The sequence below is a fragment of the Leifsonia shinshuensis genome (assembly GCF_014217625.1).
Classification (GTDB): Bacteria; Actinomycetota; Actinomycetes; order Actinomycetales; family Microbacteriaceae; genus Leifsonia; species Leifsonia shinshuensis_A.
Genome location: NZ_CP043641.1, coordinates 3,577,183 through 3,601,378, shown reverse-complemented (window position 1 = coordinate 3,601,378; position 24,196 = coordinate 3,577,183). Strand labels below are relative to the sequence as shown.

Sequence of the window (24,196 nt, the reverse complement as noted above, 5' to 3'; positions counted from 1 at the left end):
GCATTAAGCTACGTTGCCATCGCGTTTGTTCGCACGTAAGGAATCCTCGATAATGAGGCCATGGCTCCCACGGACTCCCTGCACGACCTGGCGCTCGAGTCCGTCGGCAGCCGCATCGTCACCGGCGAGATCCCGCCCGGAGCAGTGCTCACACCGGAGGGGCTCGGCATCTCGCGCACGGTGCTCCGGGAGTGCATCCGCGTGCTGGAGGCGCTCGGCCTCGTGCAGGCGCGCCGGCGCCGCGGCACGGTCGTCCAGCCGGAGACCGAGTGGCGCGTCCTCGACCCGCGGGTCATCGCCTGGCGCCTGGCCGGCCCCGACCGCCTCGCCGCACTCGGCACCCTGAGCGAGCTGCGCCTGGCGATCGAGCCGGTCGCGGCCCGGCTCGCCAGCGCCCGCGCCACCCCCGAGCAGTGCGGCGCGCTCACGGAGGCCATCGTCGGAATGGCCGCCACCCAGCGCGCCGCCGACCACGGCGAATACCTGGCGTACGACCAGGCCTTCCACCGCATCCTCCTGGAGGCGTCCGGCAACCCGGGCTTCCGCGCCCTGAGCAAGGCGGTCGTCGAGGCGCTCTCCGGCCGGACGACCCACGCGCTGATGCCGCACACGGCCAACCCGGAGGCCATCCGGCTGCACGAGGAGGTCGCCGGCGCGGTGCGCGCCGGAGACGGGACGCGCGCGGAGGCGGCGATGCGGGCGATCGTCGAGGAGGCGGACGTGGCGGTGCAGGAGATGGCGCGGGGCGCGATCACGGCCCCGAGTTCGACACATCGTGCTCCAGCTGTCTGAGGTGGTCGCCGAGCGTCCCGCCGACCGCGGGATAGGACTTCACCGGGTCGGGTGACGACTGCCCGCCCCCGCTCATGGTGCCGAGGGCGATCGCGATGACCACCACGACGAGGGCGACGCAGGCGACGATGATGATGAGCATTCCGCGGCGCAGGCTGAGCAGAGGGCGGAGGAAGCGCGAGGCCGTGGTCGCCGCCGGACGTGCGGGGGCCGGGCGCGTACCGGGGAGCGCGGAGGTCGCGGCGGCCGTCGGCACGGGGGCGCCGGGGAGCACGGTCGTCGCGGCGGTGGGCTCGTGCGGCGGCGCAGCGGCTGCGTCCTCGTCGGCCGACGGGAGCAGCAGGGTCCGGTCGAGGGCGTCGCCGGAGGCCTCGCCCGGCGCCTCGCCGCGCGCCAGGAGCGCGCTCAACTGCTCCGCCACGACGGCCGCCGTCGGCCGGTGGTCCGGCTCGCGGGCCACCATCGAGCGGATCAGCCGCCGCCACTCCGCGTCCAGCGTCTCCGGGACGTCCGGGTCGCGCGAGAGCCGCGCGACCGCCGACTCCACGCCGCTGCCGGTGAACTCGCGCTTGCCGGTCAGGCACTCCAGGAGGACCAGGCCGAGCGAGTAGACATCGCTCGGCGGTCCGACCGGACGGCCGGCCGCCTGCTCGGGGCTCAGGTAGCTCGCGGTGCCGATAACGAAGCCGGTCGACGTGATCCGGGCGTCGTCGACGAGGCGGGCGATGCCGAGGTCGGTCAGCTTGGCGGCGACGGCGGAGGACGTCGCGCTCGGCAGCAGGATGTTGGCCGGTGCGATGTCGCGGTGGACCACGCCCTTCGCGTGGATGTACGCGAGCGCCCGGGCGATGTCCAGGCCGAGGGCGGCCACGGCGGCCGCGGGCAGCGGCCCCTCCTTCAGGCGTGCGCCGGCGTCGGTGCCGTCGACGAACTCCAGGATCAGGACACCGCGACCCTCCTCGTCCGACGTGGTGTCGAACAGGGTGACGAGCGACGGGTGCGACAGGTTCGCGAGGATGCGGACCTCGCCTTTCTGCCTGCGGAGGTCGTCGGCGGACGCGAACTCGCGGCGGAAGACCTTGAGCGCCACATCCCGGCCGAGGAGCTCGTCGTGCGCGCGGAAGACCTCCGCCATCCCGCCGGAGCCGACGCGCCGCAGGAGCCGGTAGCGGTCGGCGACCCGGGCGCCGTCCGGCGCCGCCTCGGCCGGTGTGCGACCTGTCGCGCTCATCCGCCGTCACCGCCGTCGCCGCCGTCGCCGTGGCCCTTGCCCTTGCCCTTCTGGTCCTTCTGCTGCTGCTGGAGCTGCTGGAGCTGCTGCTGCAGCTGCGCGCGCTCGGCGGCGTCCTTAAGCTGGGTCAGATCGGCCTTGACGGCCGCGAGCGACTTCGCGATCGCGTCGTGGCGGCCGGCGGCGATCGTCCCGGCCTTCAGGGCGGCGTCGTTCCGCTGCTGGAGGGAGGCCAGCTGCGACAGCGCGCCGGCGTAGTCCTTCCCGTTCGCGGCGGTGGCCACGCCCAGCACACCGTGCTGCAGCGAACTCGCCGTGTCCGCCGCGTACGTGCCTCCCCCGGCGCAGCCGGCGAGGCCGAGCGCGAGGGCGACGCCGGCGGCCGCGATGGATAGTCGTCTCATAGCCCAGAGCACAGTAGACGCCGAACCTGGGGATGTCGAGTCGGAGGGCGGCGCGGCCGGCGGCCGTCAGCGTCTGGCGAGCCACTCCAGGACGGCCCGGTTGAACGCCTTCGGCTGCTCCATGTTGGCCGCGTGGCCGTCGTCGTCGAGCACGACGGCCGTGCCGTCCACGGCGAGCGCCGCCGACGCCGCCGCGTGCCCGCTCGGCCAGTACTCGCTCTCCGCTCCCGCGACGAACAGCAGCGGGACGCCGGCGGCGGCGATGGCGGGACGCCAATCCGCGACGGCGTGGTCGTGCAGCAGAGCCAGCTCGCCGGGCGTGAACTCGCGGTTCATCCCCTTCATCGCCGTCATCAGGCGCACGAGCCGCATCCCGCGCTTCGCCATCGGGGTGCCGTGGCCGGTCTCCGGGATGCCGGTCGCGAAGAAGGTGTCGCGGTTGGCGGCGTCGTAGCCGTAGAAGCCGAACGGCCAGCCGTCGTCGTTGAGCATCTTGGGCGTCTGGTCGATGGAGACGGCAGCGGCGACACGGCGACGGCCGGCGTCGGACTGGGACAGGTACGACCAGATCGTGTTGGCGCCCATCGAGCCGCCGACGAGCACGGCGTCCCGCAGGTCGAGGGCGTCCAGCACCACGGCGACATCGCGGCCGCGGCGGCCCATGTCGACGCCGTCGTCCGGGTGCTCGCTGGTCCCGTGGCCGCGCAGATCGACGGCGAGCACGCGGTAGCCGGCGTCGGCGAACGCGGGGACCTGGTAGCGCCAGGTGGTCGCGGGGGCCTTGAAGCCGGCGATCAGGACGACCGGTCGGCCGGCCGGGTCGCCGTATTCGGTGTAGTCGAGGCGGACTCCGTCGTCGGCGGTGAGTGAGGGCATGGCGAGCCTTTCAGGGGAGGGACGGTGCGGCGGGCACGGGGAACGCCTTCCCCGGGTTGAGGATGCCGTGCGGGTCGAGCGCGTGCTTCACCGCCGCGTGCATCCGCAGCACGACCGGGCTCAGCTCCTGCGCCGCACCCGGCAGCTTCAGGAGGCCGACGCCGTGCTCGCCCGTGACGGTGCCGCCGAGTTCGCGGCACGACTCCACGATGAGGTCGAACGCCGCCTTCGCGCGCTCCTTGGCGGCCTCGTCGCCCTCCGGCGCGATGATCAGCGGGTGCAGGTTGCCGTCGCCGGCGTGCGCGATGTTGGCGATCACGACGTCCGCGTCGGCCGCGATCCGCTCGATGCGCGCCAGCATCTCGGGCACGGCCGAGCGCGGCACGCAGACGTCCTCGGTGAGCACAGGGCCGAGCCGTTCCAGGGACGGGTAGGCCAGCCGCCGCGCCAGGAACAGCCGGGCGACCTCCTCCGGGTCCGTCGCGCGCTCGACGTCCGCTCCGCCCGCGGCGAGAAACAGCTCGGCGACCCGGCCGGCCAGCTCCTCCCCCGACGCGCCGACCTCGTCCACCGAGGCGAGCAGGAGGGCGTTGGCGTTCTCAGGCAGCCGCCAGCCCTGCCACTCGGCGACCGTGTGCAGGCACATCCGGTCGATGAGCTCCAGCGCGGACGGCACGATCCCCGCGGCCGACACGGCGGCGACCGCGCGGCCGGCGTCGGTGAGCGAGCGGAAGTACCCGATGACCGCGCGCTCCTCGCGCCCGCCGATGGGCCGCAGCTTCACGGTGACGTCCACGACGATGCCGAGGGTGCCCTCCGAGCCGACCATCAGGGCCGTCAGGTCGTAGCCGGTGACGCCCTTCGCCGTCGTGCGGCCGAGCCGGGCGATGGAGCCGTCGGCGAGCACCACGGTCATCCCGAGGACGTAGTCGCGGGTGACGCCGTACTTCACGCAGCAGATGCCGCCGGCGTTGGTGGCGACGTTCCCGCCGATGGTGCTGATCGCCTGGCTCGCCGGGTCCGGCGGATACCAGAGGCCGTATGCGGCGACGTGGCGGCGGAGGTCGTCGTTGATGACGCCGGCCTCCACTACGGCATATCGTTCCTCGACGTTGACTTCCCGCACGGCGGTCATCCGCTCCAGCGAGACCACGACGCACCCCGCGATCGCGTTCGCCCCGCCGGACAGGCCGGTCCCGGCGCCGCGCGGGACGACGGGGACGCCCCGCTCGGCGGCGACCCGAACGGCCGCGGCCACCTCCTCGGCGGAGGCGGCGAGGACGACGGCGGCCGGTGTCCCGGAGTCCGCCCACTCGGCGTCGTCGCGCCGGTAGCGCTCCAGCCCGGCCGGGTCGGTGAGAAGCGAGGAGGGAGGGAGCACCGCGCTCAGAGCGGCGACGACATCGTGCATACCGGGGATGCTATCCCCATGCGCACCGTGTCCAGCCCGTTGACGAACGCGCGCGCAGGGAGTTCGGTGACGGCATGATCGCACTGATAATCGTCCTGCTCGTCATCTGGCTCGTCCTCGCCATCCTCGGCTTCGCCATCAAGGGGCTGATCTGGCTGGCGATCCTCGGCATCGTGTTCTTCGTCATCACCGCCATCGTCGGCTGGATGCGGCGCGGGGCGTCGCGGAGCTAGCGGGCGGCGAGGTGCGCGGCTGCCGGTCAGCCGCGCACCTTCCTCTCACCCGATCGCATCGATCGCCGACAGCACCACCCCGGCGAGCGCGGTCGCGGCCATCGCGCAGAACAGCAGTCCCAGCGCGATCAGCCGCGCTCGCCGGGAGCGGACGGCCACTCGGACGGTCCCCATCGCCAACAGGAACAGCAGCACCAGCCCGGCGGTGCCGAGCGCGACGCCCGCCTGCATCCCGCTGAGTGGGAGGAGGACGGCGAGCGAGACGGCGGCGAGCAGAACGCCGAGCCCCAGCCACTCCCGGCCGGGGGTTCGGTCCGCGGCCGGGGTCTGCTCCCGGCCGGCGGATCGCACGGAAATGCGCTGGACGTCGTCCCGTGGGGGGTCGGGGCGACGGATGCTGCTGTGAATCTCGTCCACGTGCATGACCCGATTGTCCGCGGCAACGGATGCGCTGCGACCCCTTGACAATCGATTCATACGTGCACCCGGACAATCGCATCGGCGCCCCGTGTTGGACGAACGACCCCTCCTCGACAAGGCTGGTGACATGACCTACGTACCGAAGCCGTCCCGCTACGACCGGATGCTGTACCGCCGCACCGGCCGCAGCGGTCTCGACCTGCCCGCGCTGTCCCTCGGGCTCTGGCACAACTTCGGCGACGACCGCCCGTTCGAGACGCAGCGCGCCATCGTCCGCCGCGCCTTCGATCTCGGGATCACGCACTTCGACCTCGCCAACAACTACGGGCCCCCGTACGGCGCCGCCGAGGTCAACTTCGGGCGCATCCTCCGCGAGGACCTGCGGCCGTACCGGGACGAGATCGTCGTGTCGTCCAAAGCCGGCTGGGACATGTGGCCCGGCCCGTACGGCCAGGGCGGCGGCAGCCGCAAGTACGTGCTCGCCAGCCTCGACCAGTCGCTGTCCCGGCTCGGCCTCGACTACGTGGACATCTTCTACTCGCACCGGCCCGACCCGAGCACGCCGCTCGAGGAGACCATGCAGGCGCTCGACACCGCCGTCCGCAGCGGCAAGGCGCTCTACGTCGGCATCTCCTCGTACGGCGAGGAGGACACCCGCCGGGCGGCGGAGATCCTGCGCGAGCTCGGCACGCCGCTGCTCATCCACCAGCCCAGCTACTCCATGCTGAACCGCTGGATCGAGACGGAGGGCCTGCTCGACGCCGCCGGCGAGCTCGGTGTCGGCGTCATCGGCTTCACGGCGCTGGCGCAGGGGATGCTGACCGGCAAGTATCTGAACGGCGTCCCCGAGGGCTCCCGCGCCGCGGCCGGCACCTCGTTCGACGCGGACTGGCTGACCGACGAGGCCGTGGAGCGCCTGCGCGGCCTGAACGCGATCGCCGAGGCACGCGGCCAGTCGCTCGCCCAGCTCGCGCTGGCCTGGGCGCTGCGCGACCCGCGGGTGACCTCCCTGGTGATCGGCGCCAGCAGCGTGGCCCAGCTGGAGCAGAACGTGGGCGCGCTCGACAACCGGGAGTTCAGCCCGGAGGAGCTCGCGGCGATCGACGACCTCGCCGTCGATGCGGGCGTCGACCTCTGGGCCGGCGCGCGTCGCGGGGAGCTGTAGCTCCGGATCCCTACCACTCTCCGGGCGCGGCGTTAATCCCCTGCCCCGGATGCGCGCGCCCACGTACCGTTCGGTTCAGCACGCTGGATGCGGCGGAGCGTGGATCACGGACACCCCGTCTTCCCGGCGTGTGTGGGGCGGATCCCGGGCGGCAGGGCGAGTGCGCCCGCCACCCGGGATCCAGCGCGCTTCCACTCGATGGCGACAGAGCGACCCCATGGAAACAGTGGGTGAAATATGTGTTTCCGCAGCCGACCCACAGGGTCTCCCCGGGGACGTCTGGTTGGGTGATGACGGACGTGTGTGACGAGACGGGGGTGGGATGAGCGCGCTGACGGAACGCGAGCGCGAGGTCGCCGCTCCTTCGCTGCGGGCGGTCCGGCCGTGGACCATCGCCGTCGCGTTCGGGCTCGTCGCCACCGTCATCTGCGCCGCCGGGAGCTGGATCCCGTCGCTCTGGGGCGACGAGGCGGCCACGCTGCTGTCGGCGCGCCGCCCGGTGTCGACGCTCATCCCGATGCTGTTCCACGTGGACGCGGTGCACGGGCTGTACTACCTGGGCATGCACGGCTGGATCCGCCTCGCGGGCGAGAGCCCGTTCGCACTGCGGCTGCCGAGCGCCGCGGCCATCGGCTTCGCGGTCGCCGCGGTCACGCTGCTGGCCGGCCGCCGCGGAGGCCCGAAGGCCGCGATCGTCGCAGGGCTCGTCGCCTGCGTGCTGCCGCGCATGACGTACGCGGGCGAGGAGGCCCGATCGTTCGCTTTCACCGCGGCCGCCGCGGCCTGGCTGACGCTGCTGCTGGTGTGGCTGGTCGACGGACGGGGACGCACGGCGCCCGCGTCGGTGCGGCGGAGCCTGTGGGCGGTCTACGCGGCCGGGATGGCACTCACCTCGTACCTCTTCCTCTATACGGTGTCGCTCGTGCTCGCGCACCTCGGCATCCTGCTGATCTCCCGGGCGTCCCGACCGACCCTGCGGGCGTGGCTGATCGCCACCGGATGCGTGGTCGTCGCGCTGGCGCCGCTCGGGCTGCTCGCCTACTTCGAGCGCAGCCAGATCGGCTACCTCGGCACCCAGCCCTTCGACTCGTCGACGCTGCTCTGGCAGCCCTGGTTCGGCAACGGCTGGGTGGCGATCGCTGCCTGGGCGCTCATCCTGCTCGCCATCGGCGCGTGGGTCCGCGCGCGGTGGGGACGAGGCTCCCGGCCGGATGCGCGAACAGCGCCGCTGCCCATCGACGCCACGCTCGTCGGAGCCTGCTGGCTCATCCTTCCGACCGGCGCCATGCTGCTGGTCAACCTCGTCTTCCCGATGTACACGGGCCGCTACTCGACCTTCGCCGCCCCGGCGGCCGCGCTGCTGATCGCCGAGGGCCTGCTCGTGCTCGGCCGCCTCGTCTCCCGGCGCGGCGGGATCCCCGCCATCGCGGCGACCGGCGCCGGCGCGCTGCTGTTCATCGCGGTGAGCACGCCGGCCTACCTCGACCAGCGCGGACCGTACTCGAAGAACGACTCGGACTGGGCGGAGGTCAGCAGTGCGATGGCCTCGGTGGCGCAGCCGGGCGACGCCGTCGTGTTCGACGAGTCGACCAAGCCGTCGCAGCGGCCGCGGCTCGCGATGCGCACCTACCCGGCCGGATTCGCCGCGGTGAGCGACCCGACACTGCGCACGCCCTACACCCACAACATCGGCTGGGCGGACCGGGTCTGGACCGTGCAGCAGGCCGCCGAGCTCGGCAGATTCGACGGCGTGAAGACGGTCTGGCTGATCGAGAACGACCTGGACGGCGACCTCCACTCCTACGGCCTCGCCGACCTGGAGGCGCTCGGCTTCGAGAAGACCGGACGCAGCGTCCCGACGCACCGCACGATGCTCATCGAACTGACGCGCTGAACACCCCCTCCGCACCGCGACGCCCGCAGCCTAAGCTCTGACCATGAGGGATGCGGTCTCGGAGGACGGTGTCGCTGAGCACGCCGCGGAACGTCTCTCCCGGCGCCTGCGCGCGGCCTCCGTGGAGTCGCTGGCGCTGGGCGCGGGAGGCCTCGCGTTCGTGGCGGTCTGCGTGATCGCCTTCTTCGTCTTCGCCGGGCACAACCTCTCCATCTCCGGCGCGGGCTCGGTCGGCCAGTTCGCCGCGATCGCCTGCTGCGCCGTGACCCTGGTCGTCTACGGCGGCGGCCGGGTCGCGACCTGGAGCATCCCCTGGTACAGCCGGCCCAAGGAGCACCGCTCCCGGATCGGCGCGGTCGTCGAGGTGTTCGACTCGATCGCGATCGCCGTCGCGCACGCCGTGGTGGTCCTGCTGCTCTGGACGGTGCTGAGCGACGTGCTCGCCCGCAGCTTCCAGGACGCGCAGGTCTTCGCCATCCCGGCCACGCTGCTGGTCGGGACGGCGGCCGCGGTCACGGGGTACTACGTCTTCCTCGCGGCGGCGAACATGAACCCGCTGCTGCTGTCGGCTGTGCTGGCGGTGTTCCTCGTCGTCGGGGCGCTGACCAGCATGCTCACCGCGTCGAACCCGCACTGGTGGAAGCAGAACCTGAGCGTGCTCGGCATCGCGGACGACTGGTCGTCGGCGACCTTCAACGTCACGGTGATCGTGGGCGGCATCCTGGTCACCGCCATCGCTCGCTACGCCACCGACAGCGGGGCCGACCGGCGCCCGAGCCGCGGAGAGCTCCAGGTCCGCACCGCGCTGATCGTCGTCGGCGCGATGCTCGCCTGCGTCGGGCTGTTCCCGGTCAACCGCTTCTTCCTGCTGCACAACACGGCGGCGACCGGGATGGCCGTGGTCTTCTGCGCGCTCGCGGTCGGGATCCGCTGGGCGATGCCGCACCTGCCGCGCGCCTTCTACGTGCTCGGCTGGGTGTTCATCGGCGTGATCGTCCTGGTCACGCTGTTCTTCGCGGTGGGGTACTACAACCTGACGGCGGTGGAGCTGGTCGCGGCCGTGCTGATCTTCAGCTGGATCATCGTGTTCCTGCGGGTCAGTGTGGCCGCCGGGGCGGACAGAGAACCGACGATCTGACGGGTGGACAGCCGGGGAATTCCATGTTAATTTGCGTCCACCAGAATCCGGCCGTCGCCCGCTCGCATCGTGAGAGCGGGGACATTCGGCATCCGCTGGGCCATTGGCGCCACCTCTCGGGAGGCCTCCGTGCGCACCGCGACATCCCCCGAACTGGGGTCGATCATTCGGTCTGTTATTCGTTTGCGACCTGATATGGCGGCCCCTACTATGGCCTCAACCGGCGCCCGACACGCCGTAAACCCCCACCTAACCCCAGACGACGGAAGTGAACCCCCCAGTTCACCCAATCGAACGGAAGATTCATCTATGTCCGAAATGCCACGGCACAGACTGTCCGCGCGCAAAAATCGAGGATTGCTGGCCGGAGCCGCTGCTCTGGCCACCCTCGCGGTCACCGCCGGCGCCCTCGCCATCGGCTCGGCGGCCGCGAAAGCCGACACAACCGGTATTTTCCCCGATGATCTGAGTCCCAGCATCGCTGCGGCCTCCGACACCAACTCCGTATCCCTCGGCGTGAAGTTCTCGCCCAAGCAGGCGGGCAGCGTCACAGCCCTCCAGTACTACCAGGGCCCGAAGGACTCCGGCATCACGACGGCCACCCTGTGGTCGGGATCCGGCAAGGCGCTCGCAAGCGTCTCCGTCCCCGCCAACCGCACGGTCGGCTGGCACACGGTCCCGCTGGCCAAGCCGGTCGCGCTGACCGCGGGAAGCACCTACGTCGCCTCCTACCTCGACACCAAGGGCGGCTACGCGGTCACCCAGAACACGCTGAACTCGGCGCGCACCAGCGGCGGCTTCGCGCTGCCGGCGAACGCGGGTGTCTTCACCTACAGCCGGACCAATGTGCTGCCGACCAGCACCTACCGGGGCTCGAACTACATGGTGGACATCGTGTACGCGGCGACCGGCACTGCCGCGGCGACGTCGAAGCCGACGCCCACCGCCAGCTCCACCCCGCGGCCGACGCCGACCCAGACGACCGCGCCCACTCCGGTGAACACGCCGACCCCGACGCCGACGCCGACGCCGACGCCGACGGCCACGCCCGCTCCCGCCCCGGCAGGCGGCATGACGGCCAACGGCCGGAGCTTCCCGTCGCCGGCCACCACCGGCGTTCCCGCCGGGACCGCACTGACGCCCTACACCGGGCCGTGCACCATCCAGACGGCGAATACCGTCATCGATGGCAAGACGATCAACTGCACCATCACCGTCCAGGCCAAGGGCGTGGTGATCTCGCACTCGCAGATCAACGGGACGGTGTACTCCGACTCCGCCGGCTCGGGTTCGTTCACCATCAGCGACAGCTCGGTGAACGCCGGCAACCAGGCCGGAACCGGCATCGGTGACGCGAACTTCACGGCGACGCGCGTGAACGTGACCGGCGGCAACCGGTCGATCAACTGCTACGCGAACTGCACCGTGCAGGACTCGTACGTCGCCGGCCAGTTCACGGACAAGACGGGCGTTTACCACGAGTCCGGAATCCGCTACAACACCAACAGCCACCTGATCCACAACACCATCGCGTGCACCGCGCCCGATGTCGCGCCGGACGCAGGTTGCTCGGCGGCGATCACCGGATACCCGGACTTCGATCCGGTCACGAACGACGTGATCCAGGACAACCTCATCCTGGCCGGTTCCGGAGGCTACTGCTCCTACGGCGGCTCAACGGGCGGAAAGCCGTACTCCGGACACACCGCGAACATCACGTTCACCGGGAACGTCTGGCAGCGCGGCACCCAGAAGGGCAGTGCCGGCGGTTACGTCTGCGGCTACTGGGGCCCGATCACGGCCTTCGACACCGGCGCTCCCGGAAACGTCTGGTCGAACAACCAGTATGACGACGGAACGCCCGTGGCCGCCGCGAACTGAGCGAGCGCCCAGGGACCCTTCTCTCGGAGGCCGAAACGTGAGAGATTCTAACTGTTCGCCCGTCCCCGCTCGGGCGCCCAGGTCTCCGCAGGAGGAATGAATGCCCGAGCCACGCATCGCGCTCTGCGTGGTCACCTACAACAGCGGGGACCTCATCGAGGCGTTCGTCGCCGCCGTGCCTGAGGGCACGGCGGGGACGAACGCCTCCTTGGTTTTCGCGGACAACGGCTCGCAGGACGACACACTGGAGCAGATCGCCCGCTGGGCGCCCGACGCGCTCGTCGTCCGGACCGGCGGGAACCTCGGCTACGCCGGCGGCGTCAACGCGGCCGTCCGCGCCGCAGGCGATCAAGACGCCTACCTCATCCTCAACGCGGACGTGCGCCTCCACCCCGGGTGCACCAAGACGCTGTACGAGCGCCTCGGCGACGGAGTGGGGATCGTCGTCCCCCGGCTCCTGGACCAGCGCGGCCAGCTCATCTGGTCGATGCGCCGCGAGCCGTCGGTGCTGCGGACCTGGGCGGACGCCCTGGTCGGCGCCGAGCACGTCGGCCGCGTCGCCGCCCTCGGCGAGGTGGTCACGGATCCCGCCGCGTACGAGATCGGCCAGAACACGGACTGGGCGGAAGGCTCGACCCAGCTCGTCGGAGCGGAGTGCTGGCGCGTGTGCGGGGAGTGGGACGCGTCGCTGTTCCTCTACTCCGAGGAGACGGAGTACGACCTGCGCGCACGCGACAACGGCCTGCGGACCTGGTACGAGCCGGCCGCCGTCGCCACCCACTTGGAGGGCGGCTCCGCGACATCGCCCCGGCAGTGGTCGCTGCTCGTCGCGAACCGCCTGCGGCTGTTCCGGATGCGGCACGGCCGGGTGGCGACCGGGATGGTCTGGCTCGCCCTGGTCGTCCGCGAGGGCAGCAGGGCGCTGCTGGGCAAGCCGACCAGCCGCGCCGCCGTCCGGGACCTGGTCAGCCCGATCCGGATGCGCCAGGCTCGCGGCCCCGAGTGGCTCGAGGGCGTTCGGCTCTGAGCTCCCGGTCGTCTGCGGCGGGATCCCGCGCGCCTTCGGCCAGGTCGCGCCGCGGCCTCCCCCCTGCGTTGAGCCAGGCGTCCGTCGCGCCGATGTTGCGCAGACTGCCGCACAGCCCGGCGACCAGGAAGAGCGTGCCGGCGCTGATCGGGAAGGACAGCCCGTCGAAGAATGCGAACATGATCGCCATCGCCAGCATCGAGACGGCGAGGGAGTAGCCGAGCAGGCGGACGTCGTCGTGGCCGGACTGCCGCCGGGCGACCAAGGCGCTCCAGACGGACGACACGACCACGCCGGCGAAGGCCGCGACGCCGAGGATGCCGAGCTCCACCGTCATGAGCACCCACGCGTTGTCGAAGATGTAGTACCGCGGCAGGAACGTCCCGAACCCCACGCCGAAGACCGGCGAGGCGCCGATGAACTCGGGGGCGCGGTCGAGCCCGCCGACCCGGGACTGGGTGCTCGGGTCCGTCCCCGCACCGGTGAACAAGGCGACCGTCGTGGAGAGGAGGCCGGGGAGCGCTGCGACCACCACGGCGATCAGGAGGACGGCGCCTGCCACCACTCCGGCCCGGTAGCGCCGCGGGATGGCCGGGATCATCGCCACCGCGGCGACGAAGAACCCGATGATCGCCGAGCGGGACACCCCCACCAGGGCTGAGATCACGATCGCGGCGACGGGTGCCCACCAGCGCAGCATCACCTTCGAGTGATGCCAGCGGAAGCCGTGCGAGATCGCGGCGGCGATGACGATCGGGAAGGCGCCGATCAGCGTCGTCGCGTACTCCAGCGGGTGGATGGCGGTGCCGGACGCCCGCGTGACGCCGCCGCGCTCGACCACGCCGCCGCCGGAGCTGGACAGTCCGGGGACGAGGTTGAAGAAGTCGACGATCGTCTGCTTGGTGAGGAACTGCAGGATCCCGAGGGCGGCCAGCAGCCCGGCCGCGATCGCGATGCGCCGCGTGATGCGGACGAAGTCGGTCATGGTGCGGATGCCGTCGACCGCCACCAGCACCACACCGGCCCACGACATCAGGCGCACCAGCGCGGTGAAGGCCGGGCTGACCTGGTCGGCCGGCTGGCCGCGCAGGAGCGCGGCGGTGAAGCTGACCAGAGCGATCACGAAGAGCAGGGCGAACGCGAAGCGCACCGGCTGGCGGATCGGGCGCGGGTCGCCGTAGTGCCGCTGCAGGCGCGACAGCGTCCAGAACACCATCAGGACGACACCCCACAGCAGCGACGGCCGGCCGAGCGAGTTCAAGGCGTCGATCGTCACGTTGGAGGGGATCGCGTACAGCAGGACCAGGTACACCGTCAGCAGCGTGACCGCGTCGAACCGCTCGCGGCGGCGGGGCTCCTTCAGCGTCCGATCGCGCCGCGTCGCGGCCGGCTTGCGCTCGGCCGGCGTGCGCTCCGCCGCCGCGGTCATCGCCGGTGGCGCTCGGTGATGTCGGAGCGCGACGGTGGCACCGTCTCGCTCACATCCTCGTCGCGGCGGGGGTCGGCGACCGGGGCCGACCGCATGGCCGGTTCCTCCGGCGGCTCGGGAAGCCTGCCGGCAGACAGACCGTCTGCGGCCGGAGCGTCCGCGCCCTCGGCCGGGGCGACCTCATCCTCCGCCGGTTCGTCGGCGGTCGGGATGTCCGCCGCCGGCGCCTCCACGGCGTCCGCGCGACGGCGGCGTTTGCGCGACAGCCCTTCGGTCAGCGCCGCGATGAGCAGGGCCAGAGCGGCCAGCACCGCGCCGGCGGCCACGGTCAGCACGAGGCGTGTGCGCTGCTGGAGGGTGCTCTCGGTGGCCACCGTGATCGGCTCGATGCTGATCCGGTCGGTCCCCTGGATGTGCTGGCTCGCCTGCAGCGCCGCGAGCTCGGTGGCCGTGCGGTCCACCATCACCGACAGCACGTCCCGTGCCACGGCGTCCGTCTTCGCCGTCACGGTGATCACGATGAGCGGGGTGCTCGTGGACCCGTCGCGCTGCACGGTGATGTCGGTTCCGGGATGGCCCTTGGTCACCTCCTTGATCACGTTGTCCGCGCCGACTGCTCGGGTCAGCACGTCCGCGGAGTTCGCGAGCCCGCCGAGGTAGAGCAGCGGGTTGGAGCCGACGGGGTAGTCGTTCTTGCCGGGCAGGAGCAGCTCCGTCGCGCTGCGTTCGTAACTCGGCGGCACGGCATACCAGATGCCGGCGGCGACCAGGCCCGCCAGGAGGAGGCCGGGGAAGGTGATGTACCACCGATGCCACAGCATGCGGAGCGTCGCGATCAGGCTCATGTCGGGGAGCCTCCCATCTTTGCTCTCTGGAAACGCGGAACCCGGACGGGCACCGACCGCCGGCGGAGGCGGCGGTCGAGGGCCACGGAGCTCCACGCGCTCACGATGACCACGGCGAGCAGCATCGCCGCGATCGCTTCGACCTGGTCGCTGCGCGTGGGCGACACTCGCGTGATCGCCAGGGTCAGCGGCGAGACCGTCACACTGATGTACCCGCCGGGCTTCGCCCCCAGGGCCTCCTGCAGGTGCTGCGAGGACGCGAGGATCTCGGCCACCGCGATGGTCTGCTGCTGCTGGACCCACTCGCGGGTGCGGCCGACGATCTGCACGTCGATCTCCGCGCGCGTGTAGCTCGCGTACCACTGGTTGCCGTCGTTCGGGACGTTCAGCAGGACGCCCTGGCGGATCCCCGCGCCGTAGTAGGGGGAGTCGTCGGAGGAGTACTCGGTCGCCGCGCTCCCGTTGTTGACTTCGGCGGCGACCGCGCGGGCGAAGGTGATGATGCTGGTGTCGCTCGCGCCGTTGGTCGGCGAGAGGCTGGTGGCCGAGGGCAGCAGGAAGGTGACGACGGTCTTCGTGGTGTACCCGCCGCCGTCCCGCGCGAAGAAGCCGACCAGGAGGACCGCGACGACGAGGACGCCGAGCAGCGCGTACCAGCGCCGGCCCATCGCCGAAAGGACTTCCCGGATCGTCACGAGCCGGCTCCCCCCTGAGCGTGCCGCGACGCCACGGTGGTCTCCGCATCGCTCGTTGAACTTGTATATCGCATCGGCTGTCCTACCGCACTCGCTTGGCCAGGCTCGAAGCGATCTGCCAGGCGTCTCGGAGCGCCGGGGTGTGCGTGAAGATGCGCCGCGTCCCGGCCACGGTCGAGGCCGACGTCGCGCTGTACCTCGCCTGCATCCACGAGTCGGGCTTCGCGGGGAAGCGGTCGCTCGTGTAGATCGCGGTGTAGCCGGCGCGCTCGAGACGTTCCAGCAGCAGGCGGTCGTAGCGCCCCAGCGGGAGGGCGGCCTCCTCGATCGGTCCGTCGCTGGCCTCCGCGAGCGCGGCTCTCGCCTCGGTCACCTCCCGCTCCGTGTCGGCGGCGGACAGCCGCCGCCACGGCACGTGGTTCCAGCCGTGGCTGCCGATCCGCATCCGCGCCGCCCGCAGCTCACGCAGATCCGCCTCGTCGAGGCTCGCGGGATCGTCCAGTCTCCCGGCGAGCGCGAAGAAGGTGGCGGTGAGCCCCCGGTCGAGGAGAGCGGGGAGCGCGATCTCGATGTCGGAGCGGTTGCCGTCGTCGAAGCTCAGCCGGACGTTCGGATGCAGCGCCACCTCGTCCAGCAGGTCGAGGAACATGCGCTCCGACACCCAGTAACCGCTCTCGCCCGACTCGCGCTCCTGCGCGGGGGTCCCGATTCCGTGGAAGCAGAAGTTGATGATCATGAGGGGCTCCCTCCCCCGTCTGCCGCGGGCGACCGGCGCGTGCTGTCGTCGCGCCCCCACGCGTCGGCGCGCGGCGTCCTGCGCGCCCGGACGGAGGCGTACACGGTGATGGCCGCGTAGGGGATCGCGGCGGGCCAGAGGCGGGGATGCGGCGCGACGACCTCGCGCAACCAGGCCCAGCGGTCCGGGGCCCGGACCGCGCCACCGACATCGCCGGCGGCGGCGGCCGCGTGGAGCTGGCGGTTGCCGCGCCGCACCCGGACCAGGCGCGCGACCAGCTGCCGCGTCGAGAAGGGCGCCTCGACCACGACGGTCGCGCCGGTCGCCTCGCGCTTCTCGGCGGCGCCGAACTGCGCGTCGAGGAAGAGGTCGTCGGCGACCAGCTCGGGGAACGTCGCGAATCGCGCGCGCCCCGCCTCGGAGACGGCGATCATCCCGCGTCCGAAGAGCCCCTCGCGGAACACGGGCAGCCGTTCGTTGATGGAGAAGTAGGCGCGCACCGGCCACGGCCGTCCGGTCAGGTTCAGCCGGCGGCCGGGGAACGTGGCGAGCACGCCGGGGCCGAAGGCCGCGGCGAGCGCCGCGAGCGAGCCGGCGGGCACCACGATGTCGGCGTCCAGGTAGATGCGGGGGAAGCCGTGCGCGACGGCGTCTCCGGCGTTGAGTGCGGCCGCCTTGCCCGGCTCCTCGCGCTCCACGACGACGACGCCGTGCTCCCTGGCGACCTGCGCCGTCCGGTCGCCGCAGCCGTTCGCGACCACCACGATCCGGTCCTTCTCGACGCCCTCGCTCAGCAGTGAGCTCAGGCACGCGCCGAGCACGGCCTCCTCGTCGTGGGCGGCGATCACGACGCTCGTCGCCGGGCGTTCGGCTCTGGCCTCCGGGCGGCCCGGGGAGGCCGCAGCGTCACGCTCGCCCGGAATACCCGTCGCCGGGGCCGGCGTGCCGGTACGATACGGGCCATGCCCGCCGAACGCGCCGAGCTCCTCCCGATCACGGCGGACGACGCCACCGCTGTCGCGTCGTTCCTGCACCGCAACCTGAACCAGAAGGTGCCGGTCGGGACGTGGCTCACGCTGCTGGCGCCGCCGTGGCCGGCCGATGCGCCCAACCGCGGATTCCAGCTGGTCACTCCGGCCGGGATCGTCGGCGCGTACGTCGCCGTGTACTCCGAGCGCGAGATCCGGGGAGAGACCAGGCGCCTGTGCAATCTCGCCGCGTTCTGCGTGCTCCCGGACCACCGGGCGGACGGCCTGCGGCTGATCCGGGCGCTGCTGCGCCAGCCCGGCTTCGAGTTCACCGACCTGTCGCCGAGCGGCAATGTCGTCGCGCTCGACGAGAGACTCGGCTTCGTCCACCTCGACACCGCGACCAGGATCACGCCGAACCTCCCGGCGTTCGGGCGCCGCGGCGTGCGGGTCAGCAGCGATCCCGCCGTCGTCGCCGCGACGCTGCGCGGGGCGGACGCGGACACCTATCGCGACCACAGGGACGCGCCGGCCTCCCGGCACATCGTGGTCGTCGAGGGCGACGCCTACGCCTACCTCATCGTCCGCCGCGACCGCCGGAAGGGCCTGCCGCTCTTCGCGACCCCCATCCACGCGGGAGGGGACACCGAGCTGCTGCGCCGGCACTGGGCGCGGGTCGGCGCCCACCTGCTCGGCCGGCACCGCCTCCCGCTGACGCTGGCCGAGCACCGGACGCTCGGCTTCCGCCCGCGGCTCGGCGTCGACCAGCGCACCCCGCGCGCGAAGATGTTCCGCAGCCACGAGCTGGAGGCCGCCGACATCGACTACCTCTACAGCGAGCTGACGCTTCTGGAGTGGTGAGGACATCACGCGCCTCCCTCCGTCGCGACGATGACGTTCGTCAGGAAGCCGACAGAACTCGGGCGCGGCTCGACCGTGCCGGCGAGCATCCCGTCCAGCCACTCGTCGCTCACGAAATCGGCGGTCCGCAGCGCGGCGACGAGGCTCGGTTCGGCGCGCCAGCGCTCCACGACCTTCTGGGCGAGGACGTCGCCGCCGGCCGGGGGACGGTTGCCGCGACGGGCGACCTGGACCGCCTTCTTGGCGAACCGGCGTCCGGTGCGCAGCGTTTGGGCGACCGGATCCCAGGCGGACGGGTGCGCCAGAGCTGCGGGGCTGGCGCGGCCCTCCAGGGGACGCCGGCCGAGTTCGGGGTCCAGCTCCAGCTGCAGCGCCGCGAGGAAGCGGGCGTGCGCCTTATCCTGCGGGGTCAGACGGCCGCAGATCCGCAGGAAGTCGTGGTCCAGCATCGGGTTCACCACGATCCGCTGCTGGCCCACCGCCGTGTCGGTCGCCCCGGCCCAGCGCTGCATGCGGTCGCGGAGGTAGAGCGAGTCGGTCGCGCGGAACCACTCGTCGCCGCCGCGCCGGAGCGCCTCGTAGACCTCGCGGTTCGCGGCCTCCCTGCCCCAGGCGGAGAACTCCTCGGTGAGCAGCCCGGGTTCGACCGCCTCGTTGGCGAACATCCGCCAGGAGGCTAGCTGCTCGGCGTCCGCACGGGTGTACTCCTTGTCGCGCACCCTGCCGACGTAGTAGAAGCCGCGGGCGACCTCGCCGCCGAGTCCGGAGATGCGCACCCCCTGTTCGAACGCGCGCTCGGCCACGCCGAGCGCGGCGGAGGCGACGGGATCCGACATCCCGTCGAGGCGCAGCGCGGCCTCCCGGCAGAGCTCCCACGCCTCCACCGGATCGAGGCCACCGAGGTCGGCCAGGCCGTGCACCTCGTGGACCATGCCGTACTGCGCGCAGATCTCGCGGGCGATCGGGACGTCTCCGCTGCCGGGCACGCTCAAGGTCATCGCGTGCAGGCCCGCGCGGCGGGACGCCGGGATGGCGCTCAGCAGCAGCCGGGAGTCGAGGCCTCCGGTGAGCTGGAGCACGGCGTCCGGCTCATCGTCGAGCAGCGCGGCCAGGGAGGTGCGCATCAGGGCGGCCGCCTCGGTGACCGCACGGTCGAACGGCAGAGGGTCGAGGGGCTCCGGCTCGGGCGGCGTGACCGCCACGCCCTCCGCCCCGAGCTGCGCCGTCGCACCCGGAGCGAGCTTCACGACGCCCTCGAACAGCGTCCGCTGACCCAACTGCCAGCCGAGCAGGGACTGCACGGCGACAGCGACCCGGTCCGGGTCCGCGCCGCGCGCCCACCCCGCCAGCAGCGCCGAGGTCGAGAGCACCCCGGTGCCGGCGGCCGCGGGGTCGCTGTGGAAGACCTGCCGGAACCCCATCGAGTCGGCGACGACGACCACGCCGCCGTCGCGCACGCCCTGGGCGGCGAACGGCGGCAGCAGCCGGGACAGCGAGCCGGGGTCGGTGGCCACCAGCTCCGCGACCTCGCGGTCGGGGACGGCGCCCGCGGTCCGGCGGGACACCCGCGAGAGCACGATGGCCGCGCTCCCGTCGACGGGCCGCAGCCCCCAGTACGCCAGGCGCGCCGAGCCGGCGGCGGTCTCGACCGATCCCTCGAGCGACCTCCGCACGGCGGCAGGGAGCTCACCGGAGGCCCAGGCGAGCACTCCGGGAAGGGCGGCGGGAGCGGTCATGGCGCTACGCGGCGAGCTTCGCGTCGACGAAGTCGGTCAGCGAGCCGACCGTCTCGAACAGGTCGGCGCCGAACTCGTCGTCGTCGATGACGATGTCGAAGCGCTCCTCCAGCGCGACCACGAGCTGGACGACCCCGAAGGAGTCCAGTTCGGGAAGTGCGCCGAACAGCGCGGTGTCGCGAGTGAGGTCGGCGGGAGCCTGGCTGAGTTCGAGCGTCTCGATCAGGACGCCGCGGACGGCGTCTTCGGTGTCTGCCATGAGTGGTTCTCCTTCGTGTGTCGGGCACGTGGCGAGTCGGGCACGTGGTGATGCGGGGTGCGGAGTCAAACGAGGACCTCCGCGGGGGCGGGATGGCCGAGGAAGGCGGTCGGGCTCGCGGTGAGGCCGTAGGCGCCCTGCTGGAAGATGACGATCAGGTCGTCGATGTCCGCGTCCGGGAGGACGACGTCGTCCCCCAGCAGGTCGAGCGGCGTGCAGAGGCAGCCGACGACGGTCACGGCGTCGTCCTCCGACGCCTCGACGCGGTTGCCCACCACCAGGGGGTAGTTGCGACGGATCGCCTGCCCGAAGTTGCCGGAGGCGGCGAGCTGGTGGTGCATCCCGCCGTCGACCACCAGGTAGGTCCGGCCGCGGGAGACCTTCCGGTCGAGCACGCGTGTGACGTAGACGCCGCACTCGCCCACCAGGTAGCGGCCGAGCTCGATCACCGGCGTCGCCTCCGGCAGCCGCTCGCTCAGCGGACCGTCGACCAGCTCGTGCAGGGCGGAGGCCACGGCCTCCAGGTCCAGCGGCCGGTCGCGCTCCGTGTACGGGATGCCGAAACCTCCGCCGAGGTTGAGGTAGCGCACGGGCGCGGCCAGGTGCTCGGCCAGGCCGCTCACGAGGTCCACCGTCCGGCGCTGTGCCTCCGCGATGATCGCCGCGTCGAGGTTCTGCGAGCCGGCGAACACGTGGAAGCCGCGGACGTCCAGCCCGGCCGACGCGTACTCCGCCAGCAGCCCGGGCACCTGCTCCGCGTCGATGCCGAACTGCTGCGGGCCGCCGCCCATCCGCATCCCGGAGCCCTTGACGGCGAAGTCGGGGTTGACCCGGAGCGCGACGACCGGCGTCAGCCCGAGCTCGTCCCCCGCCGCGATCACGCGCTCGATCTCGGTCGGCGACTCGACCTCCACGATGATCCCGGCGGCGACCGCCTGGCGCAGCTCGGCCGGAGCCTTGCCCGGCCCGGCGAAGCTCACCGACTCCGGACGGATGCCGGTGTCGAGCGCCGTCCGCAGCTCCAGCCCCGAGGCCACGTCGATCCGGTCCACCCGGGAGGCGAGCTGCTGGACGACGGCCGGCATCGGGTTGGCCTTCATGGCGTAGCTGAGCTCCACCCGCGCGGGGAGCACCGAGCGCAACCGCTCCACCCTCGCGTCGAGCAGGCCGCGGTCGTACGCGAAGAACGGCGTCGAGCCAACGCGCGCGGCCAGGCGCGAGAGCGGCAGGCCCCCGACGCTCAGCTCGCCGTCGATCGTCCCGAACGCGGCGGCGTGCTCCAGCGGCTTCATGCGGACACCTGCGCCTTCATCAGGACCCGGTCGAACTTGCCGTTGGGCGAGCGCGGGAGCTCGTCGCGCAGGTCGATCGCAGACGGGACCATGTAGAGCGGGAGCACCTGCCGCAGGGCGGTCGTGAGCGCCGACCCTTCGAGCTGTCCCTCCGCCGAGGTGGCCACCAGGACGATCCGGTGGCCGAGTCCGGGCTCCTCGACGCCGAGCGCGACCGCGTCGCGCACCAGGCCGGTCGCGTAGGCGGCCTCCTCGATCTCCGACGGGCTCACCCGATAGCCGGAGGTCTTGATCATCTCGTCCGTGCGCCCGACGAAGTAGAGGAAGCCCTCCTCGTCCGCGACGACCGTGTCGCCCGACCAGACGGCGAGCTCCGGCGCGCGCCACTCCTGGCCTGGCCGCTCCACCGGCCGGTACCGCTCCGCGGTGCGCACCGGGTCGTTCCAGTAGCCGAGTGCGACGAGGGCGCCCCGGTGCACGAGCTCGCCCTCCTCCCCCGGCGCGCAGCGGCTCCCGTCTGGGCGCAGCACCAGCACCTCCGCGTTCGGGATGGCCTTGCCGATGGAGTCGGGACGCCTGTCCACTTCGGCGGGGTCGAGGTAGGTGGAGCGGAAGGCTTCGGTGAGCCCGTACATGAGGTACGGGTCGGCCGCGGTGAAGGTGGCGCGCAGGCGGTCGAGGATGGTGCGCGGCATGCGGCCGCCGGTGTTGGCCCAGTAGCGCAGGCGCCCGGCGGTCTCCGCCGGCCAGGGCGCCTCGACCAGCTGCAGCCACAGCGGCGGCACGCCCGTGATCCCGGTGACCCCGTGCTTCTCGCACAGCCGCGGCACGTCGCGGGGCAGCAGGTAGTTCATCAGCACGCAGTGCGCGCCGACGGCGAAGGCGGTCGTGACCTGGCTGAGGCCCGCGTCGAAGCTCAGCGGGAGGACGCTCAGGATGACGTCGTCCGCGGTGTTCCCCAGGTAGCTGCTGACGCTCTCCGCGCCGACGATCAGGTTGCGGTGGCTGAGCACGACACCCTTCGGCTTGCCGCTGCTCCCCGACGTGTAGAGGATCGCCGCCGGGTCCACATCGATCGATCCGGCCCGCGGTGCCTCCCCCGACGGCTGCTCGCCCGCCCACGGGTGCACGCGGAGAGCGTCGAAGGGCCCCGTCCGCGGCTCGCCGACCACGATCACGTCGGTCAGCGCGGTGCCGTCGAGCCCGTCCGCGAGCTGTCCCAGCCGGTCGGCGGAGGTGACCAGGAAGCGCGCGCCGCTGTCCCGCAGGATATGGGCGACCTGCGGCGGCTTCAGCACGTGGTTGACCGGCACGAACACGCCGTCCGCGACGGAGGCGGCGAACAGGGCGACCACCGTCTCGACGCGCTTCTCCAGGTAGATCGCCACCCGGTCGCCGCGCTCCAGGCCGAGGGCGGCGAGCTGGGCGCCGACGCTCAGCGCGCGGCTCCAGAGCTCCCCGTACGCGACGGTCGTCTCCTTGTAGGTGAGGGCGGGACGGCCCGGGGCGGAGTCGGCCGCCTGGGCGAGGAGGTCGTGCACGCGGGTCCTCATCAGGGCGCCCTCCTCTCTCGGAGGTAGCGGTCGAACTCGGCGCCGTCGTCCAGGTCGACGTAGCGCCGCCCCTGGTCGTCGGCCGTCGGGGCGGGGCCGTCCGCGTCCGGGACGGCCGGTCCCGGCTGCGAGAACCCGGACACCTCGTCGAAGACCGAGACGTACGTCTCCGCCTGCGGGCGCCAGTCGAGCTCCGACGCGACGCGCGCTCTGCCCGCCCTGCCGAGCTCCGCACGGAGCCCCGGGTCGTCGATCAGGCGCTCCACCGCGTCGGCGAACGCCGCGATATCGCCGGAGGGGACGTAGAGGAGGCTGTCGCCGCCGGAGACCCGGGTCTCGGCCAGGTCGAACGAGACCGACGGCAGCGCGTACGCCATGTACTCCATGGTCTTGTTCATGGTGGAGAGGTCGTTCAGCGGCGTCTTCAGGTCGGGGCACACGCCGATGTCGGCCCGGCTGAGGTACTCGGCGATCGCCACCCGGTCGACGCGGCCGGTGAAGGTGACGTGGTCGTCGAGGCCGAGGCGGGTGGACTGCGCTTTGAGCTCTTCGAGGCAGTCCCCGAACCCCAGGAGCGTCGCACGGACGTTCGTGCGCCCGCGCTTGTGCACCAGCTCGTCCACGACGAGCAGCACCTGGTCCACGCCGTCCTGCGGCCCCATGATCCCGAGGTAGGCGAGCACGATGCCGTCGGCCGGGCGCGGATCCCGGGGATAGACGGGGCGCATCCTGCGCGTGTCCGGACCGCTGCGGACCACCGTGACGTGGCCGGGACGCCGGCCTCCGCGGCGCACCGCGATCGCCTTGTACGACTCGTTCGTGGAGATCACGCGCTCGGCGGTGTGGAACGTCCGCCGCTCCAGCCACAGCAGGGCGCGGAACTCCAGCTTCTGCGCGAGGCTGCGCGGCCGGCCGAAGCGCGAGACGAACAGCTCGGGGTTCAGGTCGTGGTGATCGAACACGAAGTGCACGCCGCGCGCGCGCCACAGCAGCGCGAGCAGCCAGTAGGTGTCCGGCGGATTGCACGCCTGGATGATGTCGAAGCGGCCGCGGCGCCAGGCGGCCAGCGAAAGCCGGGCGGTGTGCACCCAGCAGTAGGCGAACTCCCACGCGAACCCGAGGAAGCCGGCCGCCTCGCGAGGCGGCGCGTACTTGTAGATGTCGACGCCGTCGAGATGCTGACGTGCCGGATCGCCCGGGCCCTTCGGGCAGATCACGCTCACCCGGTAGCCGCACGCGACGAGGGCCTGGCACTCCAGCCAGACCCGGCGATCCAGCGGGACCGGCAGGTTCTCCACGATGATGAGCACGTGCGGCCCCCGCGATCGGGCGTCTGCGCCTCCGGACATT

General features: G+C 72.2%; 23 protein-coding genes. 8 read left to right on the top strand and 15 right to left on the bottom strand.

Annotated features, from left to right (window positions below):
- The first annotated feature begins 60 nt into the window (after positions 1–60).
- Complete coding sequence (locus tag F1C12_RS17455) at positions 61–792, top strand: FadR/GntR family transcriptional regulator (RefSeq protein ID WP_185276147.1); 732 nt, start codon at positions 61–63, stop codon at positions 790–792.
- On the opposite strand, the gene F1C12_RS17450 is transcribed toward F1C12_RS17455, so the two are convergent.
- From F1C12_RS17450 to F1C12_RS17435, 4 genes are all read right to left on the bottom strand, one after another.
- A complete protein-coding gene (locus tag F1C12_RS17450; RefSeq protein WP_185276146.1) occupies positions 752–2,023 on the bottom strand; it encodes a serine/threonine-protein kinase in 1,272 nt (423 codons plus the stop codon). The genes F1C12_RS17455 and F1C12_RS17450 overlap by 41 nt on opposite strands.
- Positions 2,020–2,427 (bottom strand): hypothetical protein, encoded by a 408-nt coding sequence (locus F1C12_RS17445; protein WP_185276145.1) that lies wholly within the window; start codon positions 2,425–2,427, stop codon positions 2,020–2,022. The genes F1C12_RS17450 and F1C12_RS17445 overlap by 4 nt, the downstream gene beginning before the upstream one ends.
- Before the next feature lie 66 nt (positions 2,428–2,493).
- A complete protein-coding gene (locus F1C12_RS17440) occupies positions 2,494–3,303 on the bottom strand; it encodes an alpha/beta fold hydrolase (protein WP_185276144.1) in 810 nt (269 codons plus the stop codon).
- A gap of 10 nt (positions 3,304–3,313) precedes the next feature.
- Positions 3,314–4,714 (bottom strand): FAD-binding oxidoreductase, encoded by a 1,401-nt coding sequence (locus F1C12_RS17435; RefSeq protein ID WP_185276143.1) that lies wholly within the window; start codon positions 4,712–4,714, stop codon positions 3,314–3,316.
- A 74-nt stretch (positions 4,715–4,788) separates the two neighbouring features.
- Between F1C12_RS17435 and F1C12_RS17430 the strand changes: the two genes are divergently transcribed.
- Positions 4,789–4,947, top strand: a complete 159-nt coding sequence (locus F1C12_RS17430) for a hypothetical protein (protein ID WP_185276142.1) — start codon at positions 4,789–4,791, stop codon at positions 4,945–4,947.
- Between the two features lie 45 nt (positions 4,948–4,992).
- Here F1C12_RS17430 and F1C12_RS17425 read toward each other — a convergent pair whose 3' ends face one another.
- A complete protein-coding gene (locus F1C12_RS17425; protein ID WP_185276141.1) occupies positions 4,993–5,298 on the bottom strand; it encodes a hypothetical protein in 306 nt (101 codons plus the stop codon).
- A 196-nt stretch (positions 5,299–5,494) separates the two neighbouring features.
- Between F1C12_RS17425 and mgrA the strand changes: the two genes are divergently transcribed.
- The 5 genes from mgrA to F1C12_RS17400 all read left to right on the top strand — a co-directional run bounded on the left by mgrA (position 5,495) and on the right by F1C12_RS17400 (position 12,472).
- The gene (gene mgrA / locus F1C12_RS17420) at positions 5,495–6,532 is read left to right on the top strand and encodes an L-glyceraldehyde 3-phosphate reductase (protein ID WP_185276140.1); all 1,038 of its coding nucleotides are present in this window, start codon (positions 5,495–5,497) and stop codon (positions 6,530–6,532) included.
- Positions 6,533–6,854: 322 nt separating this feature from the next.
- Positions 6,855–8,426, top strand: coding sequence for a glycosyltransferase family 39 protein (locus F1C12_RS17415; RefSeq protein ID WP_185276139.1), 1,572 nt, complete (start codon positions 6,855–6,857; stop codon positions 8,424–8,426).
- A gap of 43 nt (positions 8,427–8,469) precedes the next feature.
- Entirely contained in the window at positions 8,470–9,564 is a 1,095-nt protein-coding gene (locus F1C12_RS17410; RefSeq protein WP_185276138.1) for a hypothetical protein, read from the top strand.
- A gap of 357 nt (positions 9,565–9,921) precedes the next feature.
- Positions 9,922–11,445 carry a DUF4082 domain-containing protein gene (locus F1C12_RS17405; RefSeq protein ID WP_185276137.1) on the top strand — a complete coding sequence of 508 codons (1,524 nt, stop codon included), beginning with the start codon at positions 9,922–9,924 and terminating at the stop codon, positions 11,443–11,445.
- A 100-nt stretch (positions 11,446–11,545) separates the two neighbouring features.
- A complete protein-coding gene (locus F1C12_RS17400) occupies positions 11,546–12,472 on the top strand; it encodes a glycosyltransferase family 2 protein (protein WP_185276136.1) in 927 nt (308 codons plus the stop codon).
- Here F1C12_RS17400 and F1C12_RS17395 read toward each other — a convergent pair.
- The 5 genes from F1C12_RS17395 to F1C12_RS17375 all read right to left on the bottom strand — a co-directional run bounded on the left by F1C12_RS17395 (position 12,411) and on the right by F1C12_RS17375 (position 17,025).
- On the bottom strand, positions 12,411–13,901 hold the full coding sequence (locus F1C12_RS17395) for an O-antigen ligase family protein (protein WP_185276135.1): 1,491 nt from the start codon (positions 13,899–13,901) through the stop codon (positions 12,411–12,413). The genes F1C12_RS17400 and F1C12_RS17395 overlap by 62 nt on opposite strands.
- The gene (locus F1C12_RS17390) at positions 13,898–14,746 is read right to left on the bottom strand and encodes a hypothetical protein (RefSeq protein WP_185276134.1); all 849 of its coding nucleotides are present in this window, start codon (positions 14,744–14,746) and stop codon (positions 13,898–13,900) included. The genes F1C12_RS17395 and F1C12_RS17390 overlap by 4 nt, the downstream gene beginning before the upstream one ends.
- Positions 14,743–15,441, bottom strand: a complete 699-nt coding sequence (locus F1C12_RS17385; RefSeq protein WP_185276133.1) for a hypothetical protein — start codon at positions 15,439–15,441, stop codon at positions 14,743–14,745. The genes F1C12_RS17390 and F1C12_RS17385 overlap by 4 nt, the downstream gene beginning before the upstream one ends.
- A gap of 82 nt (positions 15,442–15,523) precedes the next feature.
- Positions 15,524–16,177: a polysaccharide deacetylase family protein gene (locus F1C12_RS17380; protein ID WP_185276132.1), complete on the bottom strand. Its 654-nt coding sequence runs from the start codon at positions 16,175–16,177 to the stop codon at positions 15,524–15,526.
- Positions 16,174–17,025 (bottom strand): glycosyltransferase, encoded by an 852-nt coding sequence (locus tag F1C12_RS17375; protein WP_219732635.1) that lies wholly within the window; start codon positions 17,023–17,025, stop codon positions 16,174–16,176. Before F1C12_RS17375 ends, F1C12_RS17380 begins: the two co-directional genes overlap by 4 nt.
- A gap of 114 nt (positions 17,026–17,139) precedes the next feature.
- On the opposite strand from F1C12_RS17375, the gene F1C12_RS17370 reads away from it, so the two are divergent.
- Positions 17,140–18,006, top strand: coding sequence for a hypothetical protein (locus F1C12_RS17370; protein ID WP_219732634.1), 867 nt, complete (start codon positions 17,140–17,142; stop codon positions 18,004–18,006).
- A 5-nt stretch (positions 18,007–18,011) separates the two neighbouring features.
- Here the strand turns inward: F1C12_RS17370 and F1C12_RS17365 are convergent, their stop codons facing one another.
- The 5 genes from F1C12_RS17365 to F1C12_RS17345 form a co-directional block, all read right to left on the bottom strand.
- The gene (locus F1C12_RS17365; protein ID WP_185276131.1) at positions 18,012–19,742 is read right to left on the bottom strand and encodes an asparagine synthase-related protein; all 1,731 of its coding nucleotides are present in this window, start codon (positions 19,740–19,742) and stop codon (positions 18,012–18,014) included.
- Between the two features lie 4 nt (positions 19,743–19,746).
- Positions 19,747–20,001, bottom strand: a complete 255-nt coding sequence (locus F1C12_RS17360) for an acyl carrier protein (protein WP_185276130.1) — start codon at positions 19,999–20,001, stop codon at positions 19,747–19,749.
- 65 nt (positions 20,002–20,066) lie between these two features.
- Positions 20,067–21,293, bottom strand: a complete 1,227-nt coding sequence (locus F1C12_RS17355; RefSeq protein ID WP_185276129.1) for a pyridoxal-dependent decarboxylase, exosortase A system-associated — start codon at positions 21,291–21,293, stop codon at positions 20,067–20,069.
- Positions 21,290–22,846: an acyl-CoA ligase (AMP-forming), exosortase A system-associated gene (locus tag F1C12_RS17350; protein WP_185276128.1), complete on the bottom strand. Its 1,557-nt coding sequence runs from the start codon at positions 22,844–22,846 to the stop codon at positions 21,290–21,292. Before F1C12_RS17350 ends, F1C12_RS17355 begins: the two co-directional genes overlap by 4 nt.
- A complete protein-coding gene (locus F1C12_RS17345) occupies positions 22,846–24,195 on the bottom strand; it encodes a glycosyltransferase family 4 protein (RefSeq protein WP_185276127.1) in 1,350 nt (449 codons plus the stop codon). The genes F1C12_RS17350 and F1C12_RS17345 overlap by 1 nt, the downstream gene beginning before the upstream one ends.
- Between the last annotated feature and the right edge of the window lies 1 nt (position 24,196).